This is a genomic window from Helicobacter hepaticus ATCC 51449 (assembly GCF_000007905.1).
Classification (GTDB): domain Bacteria; phylum Campylobacterota; class Campylobacteria; order Campylobacterales; family Helicobacteraceae; genus Helicobacter_C; species Helicobacter_C hepaticus.
The window spans coordinates 882,745-895,837 of sequence record NC_004917.1 but is presented as its reverse complement, the minus strand read 5'-3'; the positions used below and the strand labels follow the sequence as shown (position 1 = coordinate 895,837).

General features: G+C 36.6%; 16 protein-coding genes and 4 tRNA genes. 11 read left to right on the top strand and 9 right to left on the bottom strand.

What is annotated here, in order from left to right; genetic code table 11:
• Positions 1-4: 4 nt before the first annotated feature.
• The 5 genes from HH_RS04535 to ppk2 all read right to left on the bottom strand — a co-directional run bounded on the left by HH_RS04535 (position 5) and on the right by ppk2 (position 3,351).
• The gene (locus tag HH_RS04535; protein WP_011115764.1) at positions 5-340 is read right to left on the bottom strand and encodes a dihydroneopterin aldolase; all 336 of its coding nucleotides are present in this window, start codon (positions 338-340) and stop codon (positions 5-7) included.
• Positions 340-1,014 carry a glycerol-3-phosphate 1-O-acyltransferase PlsY gene (gene plsY / locus HH_RS04530; RefSeq protein WP_011115763.1) on the bottom strand — a complete coding sequence of 225 codons (675 nt, stop codon included), beginning with the start codon at positions 1,012-1,014 and terminating at the stop codon, positions 340-342. The genes HH_RS04535 and plsY overlap by 1 nt, the downstream gene beginning before the upstream one ends.
• Before the next feature lie 39 nt (positions 1,015-1,053).
• Positions 1,054-1,383: a rhodanese-like domain-containing protein gene (locus tag HH_RS04525; RefSeq protein ID WP_011115762.1), complete on the bottom strand. Its 330-nt coding sequence runs from the start codon at positions 1,381-1,383 to the stop codon at positions 1,054-1,056.
• 49 nt (positions 1,384-1,432) lie between these two features.
• Positions 1,433-2,176, bottom strand: coding sequence for a carbonic anhydrase (locus tag HH_RS04520; RefSeq protein WP_011115761.1), 744 nt, complete (start codon positions 2,174-2,176; stop codon positions 1,433-1,435).
• Positions 2,177-2,271: 95 nt separating this feature from the next.
• A complete protein-coding gene (gene ppk2, locus HH_RS04515) occupies positions 2,272-3,351 on the bottom strand; it encodes a polyphosphate kinase 2 (RefSeq protein WP_011115760.1) in 1,080 nt (359 codons plus the stop codon).
• 96 nt (positions 3,352-3,447) lie between these two features.
• Between ppk2 and HH_RS04510 the strand changes: the two genes are divergently transcribed.
• From HH_RS04510 to HH_RS04490, 5 genes are all read left to right on the top strand, one after another.
• Positions 3,448-3,960 (top strand): CinA family protein, encoded by a 513-nt coding sequence (locus HH_RS04510; protein ID WP_011115759.1) that lies wholly within the window; start codon positions 3,448-3,450, stop codon positions 3,958-3,960.
• Between the two features lie 78 nt (positions 3,961-4,038).
• Positions 4,039-4,114: transfer RNA gene (locus HH_RS04505), tRNA-Lys, on the top strand.
• 14 nt (positions 4,115-4,128) lie between these two features.
• Positions 4,129-4,203: transfer RNA gene (locus HH_RS04500), tRNA-Glu, on the top strand.
• A 38-nt stretch (positions 4,204-4,241) separates the two neighbouring features.
• Positions 4,242-4,317 (top strand) — tRNA-Val (locus HH_RS04495).
• 29 nt (positions 4,318-4,346) lie between these two features.
• Positions 4,347-4,423: transfer RNA gene (locus tag HH_RS04490), tRNA-Asp, on the top strand.
• A gap of 114 nt (positions 4,424-4,537) precedes the next feature.
• On the opposite strand, the gene HH_RS04485 is transcribed toward HH_RS04490, so the two are convergent.
• Positions 4,538-4,948 carry a helix-turn-helix domain-containing protein gene (locus HH_RS04485; RefSeq protein ID WP_011115758.1) on the bottom strand — a complete coding sequence of 137 codons (411 nt, stop codon included), beginning with the start codon at positions 4,946-4,948 and terminating at the stop codon, positions 4,538-4,540.
• A 206-nt stretch (positions 4,949-5,154) separates the two neighbouring features.
• On the opposite strand from HH_RS04485, the gene HH_RS04480 reads away from it, so the two are divergent.
• The 3 genes from HH_RS04480 (at position 5,155) to HH_RS04470 (ending at position 6,489) form a co-directional block, all read left to right on the top strand.
• A complete protein-coding gene (locus HH_RS04480) occupies positions 5,155-5,928 on the top strand; it encodes a hypothetical protein (RefSeq protein WP_011115757.1) in 774 nt (257 codons plus the stop codon).
• A gap of 80 nt (positions 5,929-6,008) precedes the next feature.
• Positions 6,009-6,299, top strand: coding sequence for a hypothetical protein (locus HH_RS04475; protein ID WP_011115756.1), 291 nt, complete (start codon positions 6,009-6,011; stop codon positions 6,297-6,299).
• Complete coding sequence (locus tag HH_RS04470; RefSeq protein ID WP_011115755.1) at positions 6,286-6,489, top strand: hypothetical protein; 204 nt, start codon at positions 6,286-6,288, stop codon at positions 6,487-6,489. The genes HH_RS04475 and HH_RS04470 overlap by 14 nt, the downstream gene beginning before the upstream one ends.
• Positions 6,490-6,640: 151 nt before the next feature.
• Here HH_RS04470 and HH_RS04465 read toward each other — a convergent pair whose 3' ends face one another.
• Positions 6,641-8,251, bottom strand: coding sequence for an ABC-F family ATP-binding cassette domain-containing protein (locus HH_RS04465; RefSeq protein WP_011115754.1), 1,611 nt, complete (start codon positions 8,249-8,251; stop codon positions 6,641-6,643).
• A gap of 141 nt (positions 8,252-8,392) precedes the next feature.
• Between HH_RS04465 and ccoG the strand changes: the two genes are divergently transcribed.
• From ccoG to HH_RS04450, 3 genes are all read left to right on the top strand, one after another.
• On the top strand, positions 8,393-9,769 hold the full coding sequence (ccoG, locus tag HH_RS04460; protein WP_011115753.1) for a cytochrome c oxidase accessory protein CcoG: 1,377 nt from the start codon (positions 8,393-8,395) through the stop codon (positions 9,767-9,769).
• 117 nt (positions 9,770-9,886) lie between these two features.
• Positions 9,887-10,579, top strand: coding sequence for a Bax inhibitor-1/YccA family protein (locus HH_RS04455; protein WP_011115752.1), 693 nt, complete (start codon positions 9,887-9,889; stop codon positions 10,577-10,579).
• Positions 10,580-10,589: 10 nt separating this feature from the next.
• Entirely contained in the window at positions 10,590-10,991 is a 402-nt protein-coding gene (locus tag HH_RS04450) for a hypothetical protein (protein WP_011115751.1), read from the top strand.
• On the opposite strand, the gene miaA is transcribed toward HH_RS04450, so the two are convergent.
• Complete coding sequence (gene miaA, locus HH_RS04445) at positions 10,992-11,900, bottom strand: tRNA (adenosine(37)-N6)-dimethylallyltransferase MiaA (RefSeq protein ID WP_011115750.1); 909 nt, start codon at positions 11,898-11,900, stop codon at positions 10,992-10,994.
• 16 nt (positions 11,901-11,916) lie between these two features.
• Positions 11,917-13,032, bottom strand: coding sequence for a pyridoxal-phosphate-dependent aminotransferase family protein (locus tag HH_RS04440; RefSeq protein WP_011115749.1), 1,116 nt, complete (start codon positions 13,030-13,032; stop codon positions 11,917-11,919).
• Between the last annotated feature and the right edge of the window lie 61 nt (positions 13,033-13,093).

The following is a 13,093-nucleotide window of genomic DNA, read 5'->3' as shown; positions in this document are numbered from 1 at the left end:
GGCATTAAAATGTCTTAGTAACACTTGCACCAACGACAAGTGGAGCAAGAATATCGGGCTTTTTGATGCATAAAGTGATACAAGTTATCGTATTAAATTGTGCTTTGAGATCATCAATAATGTCAATAAGCGCAGATTCTAAAAGCTCATAAGTCTTTGTTTGGAGATGATGACGGATAATCTCGCTTATAAGCACATAATCAAGATAGTGCTCCGATTGATAAGTATAGGTGATATGTGCTTCAACAAGGATTTTTTGTGGGTTAAGCCGCTCACACTCTAAGATTCCAATAATTGCTTCAAAGGTGAGATTCTCAATGTGTAGTGTAATTTGCTCCATTATAACACTTTATTTTCCTCTCCGCTAAAAAGACGTTTGATATTGGGTATATGTGTATAAAAAATAAATAATCCTATAAGCACTAAGGGCGTGTGAGTATTAATTTGTTTAATAATAGATATGCAATCTGGCAATGGCAAGATATAGGGCAATACAAAAGTTAATCCAATCGTGCCTAGCACACCTATAAGTGAAGAAATGGAAGAAATTTTAAAGACTTTGCCCACAATGCCCCATATAATTAAGCCACATATGCCCTCTACAGGGATAAGTAACAATACAGAGCCAATTGCTGTGGCTACACCCTTACCTCCTTTGAATCCTAAATAAGGGCTGTAACAATGCCCCAAAATTGCCAAAAGTGCAATGCTCCATTGTGTCTCATAACTCATTCCTAAAAGTTTTGCCCCAAGCACGACAATTAGACCCTTTGTTGCATCAAGGATAATTGTCAAAATAGAGAGATATTTTGCTTTAGATTCATCAATCTCCTTAACTGCACGATAGACATTTGTTGCACCAATGCTTTTTGAGCCAATATCGCGAATGTCCACCTTATAGAGCACTTTGACCAAAAGCCATCCAAAAGGGATTCCTCCAAATAAAAATGCTACGATATAAAAAATCATATTGATATTTGATAACGTATAAAGCACACTTGATAGAAAACTCATAATATTCCTTCCTCTTGGTATGATTGTATGATTATAGCATTATTTAGTGATGAGTTGAATATTTGCATTCTCAAGTGTAGCAAACTCATCGTCATAAAAGTATATATTCTCTAGCCCCTCTTGCACAAGCTCTGTGCCTAGAATACTTGCCATATGCCCAGAGTAGCACACAAGCACACATTTTTTATCGGGGTGTTTTTTGGCAAGTGCATAGATGTCATAAGGATTATTGAGTTGATGTGAATTATGGATATGACAAATCTCATAATCTTCAGGATAACGCATATCAATAATACAAAAACTTTCATCTAAATCAGTTGCATATATAGGTGTGGCAAGACTTAAATTATTTTTACCTTTGAGTTGCATATATCTCCTTTTTAAGAATGCATTGTATTTTAAAATACATTAGAGAATCTTAATACGTAATCGGAAGAGGTGGAGCAACTTCAATTACCCTATCACCAAGGGGCTGCACATTTCTTGCATTATGGTGAAGGACTGCTTGAAAAGTTTCAATTTGTTTTTTGGAGATTTGAATAGGATTAACAAATACTACCCACTGGACATTTTCGTTACAAGGTGGCGTGGTTAAGCTCCCATCAAAGGCATAATATCCGTTTTGCTTGGGCAAAATATTATTAATGTTAAGTGTGCCAAAGGGCTTGCTTTGATTTACTTTTTGAGGCATAGATTCAATAATTTTATGAAGTGAGGGATTTTCTTTTCCCTCTTCAAAAAGTGCTGCAATCACAAGAGTGTTGCCCTGTTTATCTTGATGCACGATGTGCATTTCCATCGGGAAATTTTTGCCCTCAATCTGTGTCTCAGAAGGACTATGAAAATGGAGTTGCACAAGGGAATAATAAGTGTTTTTCAATCTTACTGCACTACCATTTTGAAAATTAATTTGCACAGAGTGTCCGTTATTTATAATATTTTTTACCTTTTCTTGATGTTTATATAAAAAGCGGAGTTGATTTTCGGTAGGCTTAAGATGAGAGCGAGTGATATTAATAGGAGATTGGCGTTTACCCGTTTTGCAAAGAGCATAGTCCGGACTAAGAGAAGCCCATTTCTCTGCTCCATCATCTATGCCATAGCCCCAGTGAGCTGCTTGTAAAAAACTTGTTATAAAGAACAATAAAAATCTTTTTTTCATAGAAATTCCTTATATAAGCTTGAAAAGATTTGCCTATCCTTAAGCGATAAAAGCCTAGAATAGGTTTTTACGCTAGGGATTTGCTCAATTTAAGATCAAGCACCTTTAGTAGTGTTCGTTGAAGTAGCTTTGCTTTCAGCTTTAACAGGCTTAGTTACCGCCTTGGCAGGAGCGGCTTTGCTTGGTTTGGATTCGCTCTTAACTTTTTCAGACTTATTTTCTTCTTGTGCAACCTTTTCAAGTTTAGCCTTTTTTTCTTTTAACTCCTTTGCAGCTTTTTTAGCCTTTTTTTCCGCTTGTTTAGCTTCTTTGAGTTGCTTTTGAACTTCTTTTGTGGGGTCCATATCGTTTGATTGACGTTGTGAATAAGCCCAAACAATGCTTGGATCTGGCAAAAGACATACAGCCGTCTGGTCTTTGCCTTCATAATCAATTTTGCTTAGAATATCACGTGCAATGTTCAATCGTGCGCGTTTTTTATCATTAGTATTGACAATCGTCCAAGGGCAGATATGTGTATGCGTGCGAGCAAACATTTTTTCGAATGCTTCAGTGTATTGTTCCCATAAATCAAGAGATTTACCATCAATGGGGCTTAGTTTCCACATTCTAAGAGGGTCAGTTTTGCGGCGTAAAATGCGGCGTTTTTGCTCATCTCGTCCAACATCAAGGAAATATTTAAAAATCATTGTGCCGCTTGCTATAAGCATTTGCTCTAAATTAGACACTTGTGTGATAAATTCCTTATATTGCTCTTGTGTACAAAAGTCCATTACTCTCTCTACTCCTGCACGATTGTACCAACTTCTGTCGTAGAATACAATTTCTCCACCACTTGGCAATGTGCTAATATAGCGTTTGAAATACCATTCTGTTTTTTCTGTCTCTGTTGGTTTATTCAGGGCAACTACGCGGCAACCTCGTGGGTTCATATGACTTGTAAGAGCCTTAATCGTGCCGCCTTTACCTGCTGCATCGCGTCCCTCCATAATAATAACAATTTTTTGGTTTGTATCTTTTACCCAATTTTGTAGTTTAAGAAGTTCTATTTGAAGCTTTGTGAGCTCTTCAAGATAAAAGTCCTCTTTCATACGCCCATTTTTAGATTTATAAATATCCCGAATATTGCCCTCACTCTCTGGTCTAATGACAATTTGTCTTTCTTGCTTTCCCATTGTGCCCTCCTGTTAGTGTTAAATTCTTATTATATTAGCATATTTTTTAAGAATATAGGGCAATATTAAGGCATTTTGTATTTGAGGAGTTACTAAATGAAGTCAAATTGCACAAAAAGTAGCATAGTTATATGCGCAGATTTAGCCCAAAGTGCGCTTGTTTTACTCCAAAACAAAGGATTGAAAGTAGGTATAGCAGAGAGTTGCACTGGCGGGCTTTTGGTTTATCACTTTACCGCACTTGATGGAGCTTCAGCAGTGCTTGATGGTGCGATGATAACTTATGCAAATGCTATTAAATCTTCTTGGATTGGCGTGAGTGAAGAGAATCTTAGGCTATATGGTGCAGTGAGTGAGCCTGTAGTAAGGCAGATGTGCGCGGGGATTCTCTCTCAAAGTAAAGCAGATGTAGCACTTGCGACAAGTGGTATTGCTGGTCCAAGCGGTGGTAGTGTAGAAAAGCCCGTAGGAAGCGTATTTATTGGCGTGCAATGCAAGGGTGAGCAAGCGGAGATAAAGTATTGCCATTTTGGAGGCGATAGACATTTGGTGCAATCTCAAAGCTGTGCTAAGGCGCTTGAGATGTTAATAAGTAAGCTGAACTCTTGACAAATTATGCCAAACTCATTATAATGTCGCTCCTTCGTGTCAAAGCATATGAGGGCATTAAGAAAAAGAAAAGCAGATGACCCGTTAGCTCAGTTGGTAGAGCAATTCCCTTTTAAGGAATGGGCCGTTGGTTCGAATCCAACACGGGTCACCACCAAAGATAAAAGTGGCCCCGTCATCTAGCGGTTAGGATACCACCCTTTCACGGTGGCTACAGGGGTTCGAGTCCCCTCGGGGTCACCACTTTTATTTTTGTTCTTTCTTTTTAAGCTTCAGGTTTTGGTCGCTTAGCTCAGTTGGTAGAGCGCCACCCTTACAAGGTGGATGTCATAAGTTCGAGTCTTATAGCGACCACCATTATTGTTTGAGATTATGGATTTAAGTATGGAGCGGTAGTTCAGCTGGTTAGAATACCTGCCTGTCACGCAGGGGGTCGCGGGTTCGAGCCCCGTCCGCTCCGCCACCTAATTTTTTTAAGCTCAATATAAAATCTTTAAGAATTGGCTCATACATTGTTTGGTATCTTTTGTGTATCTAATGAAGATTCTTCAAACTTAACACCCCTCTAAATATTGTTTTACTTAATTTTTTCAATAATATGATTGAGTTCTAATGTCTTTTGTTTATAGCTAAGAAGTGTTTTTTCAAGTGTTTCAAGGGATTTTGGAGAGATATATTCAAGAAGTTCTACAATATGATTATATTTGCTATAAAGCGGATTGCGTGCGTAGATTTTGCGTAAGATTCTATGAGAATCTGTGCCGCTAAATAGCTCCTGCTCGGATATACCTAATGCTTCAGCGATAAAAGGTATCATATCGGCTTTTAATTCTATATTGCCATTGAGATAGGCATAAATGCTTGAAATAGTGGGTGTTTCACCTGTTTTGCTTGCACGCAAACCCAAATCAATCAAGCGGTTCGCAATTTCCTTTTTGCTTAAATTTTTTTCTTTCAGTATTTCGTTAATTCTTTCTATAACTTTCATTGTATTTCTCTATTATTATGATAAATTTTATATTTTAATTAATAAATTATAGAAAAATTATAATTTAAGTATTTATAAACTATAATTAGTTTAATTTTGGAGATGACAATGAATCCTGAAGATGCCTTAATTAAGTATTAATGAAATAAAGGCAAGTTCTAAAACTTAAAAGGATAAAAATATGGAAATAAGCAAACTTTTTAATTATGCGGCACCTTACAAAATATTACTTGATAGATACGCATTATAAGTCTGATAGCATATCTACTAAAGGTGGCGGAGGTGGAAGGAGCTTGAAAAAATTTTATGATGAATTTTGTCAATATGTTTTTGACATAAATCTTACATATATAGATGATGTTAAGCATTTTCCTCTTGTGCATAATGAAGAAAGCAATAAGGCTACTATTGCTATTGCGCTATCTCGTCTTACACCCTATGTAATAAGTGAATATGGTGCCGATTGTAAAGATGTGGATTTGGGAGAGAGGCTAAAAAACAGACGAAGAATTGACTTTTGGTGTTCTGAAAAAAATCAAAAATATGATATATGGATAGAGTTTAAGCATTTGTATTTCAATGTGGCTAAGAGAGCAAGGTGGGAATTTGATGCTCGTAATAAAGAGTGTATTAAAGAGGCGTTAGAGCAGATTCAAGATATAGAGAAACTAAAAAAGAAAAAAAGACTTTCTGGGTGGAACGATTTTAAACTTGCACTTTTTAGTGTAAATGTGTATTGCAAAAAAAGTTCGCTTCCTAGCGATGAAGAGTTAAAAGATACCCCTCAATATGTGCTAGATTCACTTAAAGAAACAGTTACAGAATTTTTAGGTGCCAAAAAGCAATTTGGGGTGCTTTGCGCTGTGCTTGATTTGAGTCCAAGCATTGGCACAAATGAAGAGGATACCTATCATACTTATACCAGAGACGAATATATGCCTTTTGTGTTGCTTTGTGGCGTGGTAGTGGGTAAGGAATAATTATTGAGAGCACAGATATGACCGAATCTTTACTTAAGATACCAAAAAGGTATTGTTATAAAATCGCCCAAGGAGCATCAATGAAAAGTTTAGTAGCATTATGGGTATTCTTATTGTTTCTAAGTGTGGGCTATGGAGAAGAGTATAAGTGTGTAAGATATGGAGCAGGAGATTATAACAGAGATTGCATATACTTTGAGTCTGAACCTCCAAAATATGATATAGCAAACCTCCATTGCAGAAGTGAGCGATTAGAAGAGCAGTTTAAGGAAACGATCAAGAAAACAATATATATGTCTGCAGGAGGCTCCTATAACAACGGCGCTCATATTGGAGATTATTACGTAGAGCCTTATATTGCTTTTTTTTGAAGAAATAAAAAAACCTGACGGATTCGGAGGTAGCAAAGGCATAGATAAACCTGACCTAGAAAAACCTACTGAAATAGGAAAAAAATTAATAGATGTTCAAGTTGAATCTGCTAAAGCTAGAGTAAAAGAGCGAGATGAGTTTCTTAAACTCTTACTAGACAACAATCTATGTAAAATTGTAGAATTTTGACTACGAATACTAGGAGTGAGCTAAAAATGAGAATACCGATTATGTTACCATAATCACTAACAAATCTGATTATGTATAGGCTCACCACCCTTATTAGAGCACACTTAAGTATTTTATGTAGTTTTCATAACAGCAAAAGACAATGGAAACATTATTTTTTTTCTCCCTCTATGTATTCCTCATAACTGCCACGAAAATCAATAATCTTAGCTCCTTTATTTTCAGAATCTGTTACAAGTTCTATGATTCTATTTGCATATGCGTCAATGAGTTCTCTATCGTGGCTTACGCAAATGACATTCCCGCTAAATTTATAGAGTGCCTCGCCAAGCGCAATAATGGATTCTAAATCTAAGTGATTTGTCGGCTCATCAAGCACTAAGAAATTTCCTCCTTCAAGCATTAATTTGCTTAGCACCATTCTATGCTTCTCTCCACCACTTAGTGCATTTATGGGCTTTTCTTGCTCTTCTCCACTAAAGAGCATTCTTCCAAGTGCATTGCGTATCTCGCCGCTTTCTTTTTTCTTATCAAAACCTCTAAGCCATTCATAAAGGCTTTCCTCTCCTTTTATCTCCTCACTTACATTTTGTGGGAAATAGCCTCTTTGCGTGGTTGCACCCCATTTGATTATGCCACTATCTGCTTTGAGTTCCTCTATGAGAATCTTACATAATGTGCTTTTACCCACGCCATTTGCGCCAATAATAGCAATTTTATCACCGGGCAAAATCTTAAGGCTGACATTTTTTAATACGCAAAGCTCCCCATAGTTTTTAGAGATATTTTCACATTCTAGGGCTTCGTTGCCAATAGGGCGATTTGGTTTAAAAACAATGCTCGGGTCTCGCCTTGAGCTTACTGCTAGAGTTTGAATATTAAGCTTTTCAAGCTGTTTTTGTCGGCTTGTAGCTTGTTTTGCCTTACTTGCATTCGCAGAGAATCGTGCAATGAAAGATTCTAATTCCTCTTTTTCTTTGAGTTTTTTATTGCGTTCAGCTTCTTGTTGTTTGGCAATAAGGGTGCTTGCAATATACCAATCATCATAATTACCGCTAAATTCACGCACAGAGCCAAAATCCATATCTAAAATATGCGTGCAAACGCTGTTTAAAAAATGTCTATCGTGGCTAATAACAACAAGTGTGCCCTCGTGTCGCTTTAGATTCTCCTCAAGCCACGCAATGGAATGTAAATCAAGGTTGTTTGTCGGCTCATCAAGGAGTAAAATATCTGGTTTTGGGAAAAGCACTTGTGCGAGGAGGATCTTAAATTTATCGCCCCCTGTAAGTGTTTTCATCAGCTCATTATGCATAGCACTTTCAAAGCCCAAATCCTCTAAAATTTTTTCTATTATTACATCGCATTCATACATAGGGTCTTCTTCGGCACATATCATCTCTAACTCGCCGAGCTCTTCATTGACTTTCTCATCGCTTAAATCACCATTTTCATAAAGATATTCTTTGCGCTTGATTGCTTCATAAAGGCGTTGATTGCCGATAAGCACAGCATCTTTTAAGCTTAGCTCTTCAAAAGCATATTGGTCTTGCCCTAATACGCCCATTTTTAAACCCTTTTCAATCACAACCTCTCCACTGCTCGCTTCGTATATGCCCGAAAGAATCTTAAGTAATGTGGATTTACCTGCACCATTTGCGCCAATAAGCCCATATCTTTTATGTGCGTCAAGTTTGATATTGACATTTTCAAAAAGCTTTTTTGTTGCATAGCGCATTGAAAGATTGATAGTTTGAAGCATAAAATTCCCTTTAAAACTTTGGATTAATTTTGAAAAATGATTTTACACTAGATTTTATAAGATAAAAGTTAGAGTGATTTTAAGTTAAAACACTTTATAATTTAGTTTTTAATTGCTGGAAACACTTAAGGAGGATTTTAGATGCAAAATAACACTCAAAATTACAGAATCAAGCGCTATATTGTTTATGGTGTAGCAACTTTATTCTTGTTGATATTTCCTTTTATTCAAATCAATGGTAATCAGCTTTTTTTGCTTTCATTTGACCATAAACAATTACATCTTATGGGGGTGGTATTTGATATGCAAGAGCTTTATTTAATGCCATTTTTGCTCATTCTTATGTTTGTGGGAATCTTTTTTATGACTACCCTTGCTGGTCGTATATGGTGCGGTTGGGCTTGTCCGCAAACAATTTTTCGTGTGCTTTATAGGGATTTATTGCAGACAAAGATTTTTGGCTTGCGTAAAAAGATTTCTAATAAACAAGAAAAAATGGATTTAAGCACTTTTGGCGATAAAATTAAGGCGGTGTTGGCATTTTTAATTATGGCTACACTTTGTCTTGTAGCAGCAGCAAATTTAATGTTTTTCTTCACGCCTCCGAGTGATTTTTTCGCTTATATGAGTGATCCGCTTAATCATCGCATATTGCTTGGATTTTGGCTTGGATTTGGACTATTTTTTATTTTAGATATTGCTTATATACAAGAAAATTTTTGTATTTATATGTGTCCGTATTGTCGCGTGCAAAGTGTGCTTTTTGATGATGATACGATTACTGCGGTATATGACTACAAACGCGGTGGAGCAGTGTATGACACAAAAGGTATGAAGTTTGATATTGCACCTAAGAAGCAAGATCCAAATAATGAATGCACAAATTGTTTGGCTTGTGTGAGGGTTTGTCCTACGCATATTGATATTAGAAAAGGTATGCAGCTTGAATGTATTAATTGTCTTGAATGTGCCGATGCTTGTGCAAAAGTAATGGATAAGCTTGGCAGACCTTCACTTGTTATGTGGAAGTCTTTTGCTTCACTTGATAATAATGGTAAAGTGCGTGTGATGCGTTTTAAAACTATTGGCTATACAATTATTTTGGCTCTTGTATTTGTCCTACTCCTTTTTATGGGAACGACAAAAGAGGGTATGTTGCTTAATATCAGCCGCACATCGGAGCTTTATGAAGTGAGAAATCACCATATCGTAGATAATCACTATACAATGCTCTTTCACAATACAGATGCAAATGACCACGAGATGTATTTTGAAGTGCTTGATGTCAAAGGTAATGATATTGCCCACTCATTAAAGATTATTACGCCAAAAGCGCCATTTAAAGTTAAAGCGGGCAAAAAGGAAAAAAAGGTAGTAACACTCCGCACAGAAGAGGTTTTGCAAAAAGGCAGTTATGATATTATCATACGCGCTTTTGCCATAGATGATAAGGAGCATATTTTTGTTGAGCGCAAAACGAATTTTGTTTATCCAGATGAAAAAATGCTAAAAGACTAGATTTTATGATGTAGCTTAAAGGACAAGGGCGAAGTTAATCCTTAATGGAGAAAATTTTGCTTCGTTAGTAAATTGTGGTAGAATACTACCTCAATTTTCAATTACAAGGAGAAAATAATGGGACTTTATGATAGGAATTACACTAACAACGCGCAGTTTGCAAATGAAGCAGTAGCAGAGCGTGATAGTGCATTAGTGAATTTTGTGAAGACGACTTACAAATTTTTTGGTGCAAGTTTATTCTTTGCTTTCATCGGTGCGATGATTGGTTTTATGTATTTAGAATTTGTAGTAGAATATCGCTTTTTTATTTTTATTGCTGAAATTGCAGCACTTTTTGGGGTTATGTTTTCTCGTTCTAAACCGGGCTTAAATATTGCAATGCTTTTTATTTTTACGACACTCACAGGTGTAACAATCACACCTCTTGTGGCTATGGTAGCATTTAAAGCTGGTGCTGGTGCGGTTGCAATGGCATTTGCTATGACAACAATTATTTTTGGTGTTATGAGCATTTTTGGTATTAAAACTACAAAAGATTTAGCTAATATGGGCAAAATGCTTTTTATTGCTCTTATTGTTGTAGTTGTATGCTCAATTATAAATCTCTTTCTTGGAAGCTCTATGTTTCAAGTATTGATTTCAAGTGCAGCAGCTATACTTTTTAGTTTGTATGTAGCGTATGATACGCAAAATATTGTGCGTGGTTTATATACTAGCCCAGTAGATGCAGCTATTAACCTTTATTTGGATTTTTATAATATTTTTGTGAGCTTACTTTCGCTCATTGGCTTAGCAAATCGCGACTAAGGCTCACACAATGGAGGTTGGTAGAGTCATTGATGCTAACCTCAATCGTTTAAAAGAGGGTGTCCGAGTGATTGAGGATACTCTCCGCTACTTTCATAATGATGTTTTGCTTTCTTCGTCATTAAAGAATCTCCGACATCAAATTAAAATCTCTTCAAATATATCTTTACTTTCTTGTCGTAATGTAAATGGCGATGTGTTAAAAGGAAGTGTGCCTGATGAATTGCAACGTGAGAATCTCGCCCATTTGGTAATGGCAAATTTTAAACGTGCTCAAGAAAGTGCACGAGTTCTTGAAGAATATACTAAACTTGTTCCTACTTTTGGCAATAGTGCTGATTTTAAAAAGGTAAGATATGAGTTGTATGAGCTTGAGAAAACCTACTTTGAACGATATGGCAAAAAGGAATAATCAAAGAATATTATTATGAATTTGCTGTATTAATTGTGCCTCTAATGCTTTTTCCTTTAAATGTGTAATTTGTGCAAATTGAGTGCGATTAAAGGTGCGCTGCCGTTTGGCAAGTTGGCAAGTATGAAAAAAGATTTGTTCTTCAAGCTGTTGTAAAGTCGCAACTTTGCCTTGCAAAAAATTTACACATTCTTTTGCGCCAATAGCGTTTAACGCAGGAGCTTGTGCGCCATAAGCTTCTAATACATTTTGCACTTCCTCCACAATCCCTTTTTGAATCATTGCTTTTGTGCGTTTAGCAATGCGCTCTCTTAACTCATCGCGTTCGCATTCAAGGCAAAAAATCTCAATGTCATAGCCTAAAGACTCTTTTTTATGTGTAGCAAAATATATACTTGGAGGTGTATTTGTGGCTTTAAAGAGCGCAAGGGCTTTGCAGATTCTGTAAGTATCTGTGGGTGAGAGACTTTGAGCATAAGTTTTATCAATTTGTGTTAATTGTGCGTATTGCATACTTATATTTCCTAGACTTTTTACCCACTCTTCGTGTTCTTCAAGGGGAGGCATAGGGCTTAAGCCCTCCATAATGCTTTTAAGAAAAAAGCTACTTCCGCCTACAATAAGCAAAGGCGTGTGTGGAGAGTTATTTTTGATATCTTCAATGCTTTGGAGCAGAAGATCTTTAAAAATCATCACATTGCTTTTTTGATGTGGCTCTAGGATATTAAGCGCATAATAACATACCTGTGATTGCTCCAAGAGTGTGGGTTTAGCAGAAGCAATATCAAGATATTTATAAATACTTAGAGAATCAAGGCTAAAAATCTTACAATTTTGCTCCATTGCTATGCGATGAGCAAGAGCACTCTTGCCGCTTCCACTTGAGCCAAGCACTGCAATGATTTTCATATATGAAGTTAGAGACCTATTTATCTAATATCTCATAATAGGTAGTGAGAAATACTTTATTTCCTGTGCCATCAAATTTCCTAAGATTTAATCGTTCTAGGGCAAGCTCTATTGCGTTCACAACCCACACACTCTCATTAAGTGCGATAAGTCCCATTTGATTAATGCGTATAATACTTGTTTTAAGCTTATCTTGCCCACCTGCTACATTAAGTGCAAATTCATTTTTAAGAATCTTCCTAAGAGGTGCGGCATTTACCTCATCATAAATTGTATTCATCGCTATTGCAGGAGATTTTGGGTAGATTTTAAGCCCGAGTGATTCTAGGGCTTTTTGTGTAGCGAGAGAACGCGCTTTGGTTTGCGCATAAACTTGTTGCATATTGCCATTGATGAGTTCAAAATATCGTGTCAAGCCTGTGATAATTGTCGTAGGCGCAGTCCAAGCAGTCGTATTTTGTGCTTGATTTTTAAGCTCTGTTTTGAGATTAAAATAAAAACCTATATTCCGCTCGTTTGCAAGTTCTATCGCATAATGAGAAAGTCCTATAATGCTTAAGCCCGGTGGGAGCATAAAAGCTTTTTGTGAGCCGCCAATGAGTGCATCAATATATGTCGTATCAATTTCTTCAACACCCATAGCAGTAATGGCATCAACAACAACTACAATACGCGGATTATGCGCTTTAATTGCTTGAGCAATTTCTTCTACAGGGTGGCGCAATCCTCCTGCAGATTCGCACATTTGGATACAAAAGCAATCAATTTCACTCTCTTTTTGTAGCACTTCAAGCACACTTTTCGCGCTTACAGGCGTATCCCAATCATTAATGATTTCTGTATAGGGGATTTTGTGTGCCTTTGCTATTTTGCCAAATCGTTCACCAAATTTACCACTATTGATACTTAGCACTTTATTTTGAGTAAAAGTGCATACACACGCTTCCATTGCACCAGTGCCACTACTTGCAAGCATAAGCACTTCAGGCATTTTCAAAATCTCTAAAAGCCCCTTTCTCGCTTGAGCAAAAATTGCTTCAAACTCTGGTGTGCGATGATGCAAAGTAGGCTCACTCATTGCATTGCGTATGGATTCTGGCACAGGTGTAGGTCCGGGCGTAAAAAGTAGCATACTCACTCCTTAAATGAATAAAAAGAAATAAAAGCACATTATACTTTAAAATCTCTTTACT

Bases quoted from the DNA above. Each gene is read 5' to 3' on its own strand.
- HH_RS04535 (WP_011115764.1), bottom strand. From the start codon at position 340: ATGGAGCAAATTACACTACACATTGAGAATCTCACCTTTGAAGCAATT.
- plsY (WP_011115763.1), bottom strand. From the start codon at position 1,014: ATGAGTTTTCTATCAAGTGTGCTTTATACGTTATCAAATATCAATATG.
- HH_RS04525 (WP_011115762.1), bottom strand. From the start codon at position 1,383: ATGCAACTCAAAGGTAAAAATAATTTAAGTCTTGCCACACCTATATAT.
- HH_RS04520 (WP_011115761.1), bottom strand. From the start codon at position 2,176: ATGAAAAAAAGATTTTTATTGTTCTTTATAACAAGTTTTTTACAAGCA.
- ppk2 (WP_011115760.1), bottom strand. From the start codon at position 3,351: ATGGGAAAGCAAGAAAGACAAATTGTCATTAGACCAGAGAGTGAGGGC.
- HH_RS04510 (WP_011115759.1), top strand. From the start codon at position 3,448: ATGAAGTCAAATTGCACAAAAAGTAGCATAGTTATATGCGCAGATTTA.
- HH_RS04485 (WP_011115758.1), bottom strand. From the start codon at position 4,948: ATGAAAGTTATAGAAAGAATTAACGAAATACTGAAAGAAAAAAATTTA.
- HH_RS04480 (WP_011115757.1), top strand. From the start codon at position 5,155: ATGCGGCACCTTACAAAATATTACTTGATAGATACGCATTATAAGTCT.
- HH_RS04475 (WP_011115756.1), top strand. From the start codon at position 6,009: ATGAAAAGTTTAGTAGCATTATGGGTATTCTTATTGTTTCTAAGTGTG.
- HH_RS04465 (WP_011115754.1), bottom strand. From the start codon at position 8,251: ATGCTTCAAACTATCAATCTTTCAATGCGCTATGCAACAAAAAAGCTT.
- ccoG (WP_011115753.1), top strand. From the start codon at position 8,393: ATGCAAAATAACACTCAAAATTACAGAATCAAGCGCTATATTGTTTAT.
- HH_RS04455 (WP_011115752.1), top strand. From the start codon at position 9,887: ATGGGACTTTATGATAGGAATTACACTAACAACGCGCAGTTTGCAAAT.
- HH_RS04450 (WP_011115751.1), top strand. From the start codon at position 10,590: ATGGAGGTTGGTAGAGTCATTGATGCTAACCTCAATCGTTTAAAAGAG.
- miaA (WP_011115750.1), bottom strand. From the start codon at position 11,900: ATGAAAATCATTGCAGTGCTTGGCTCAAGTGGAAGCGGCAAGAGTGCT.
- HH_RS04440 (WP_011115749.1), bottom strand. From the start codon at position 13,032: ATGCTACTTTTTACGCCCGGACCTACACCTGTGCCAGAATCCATACGC.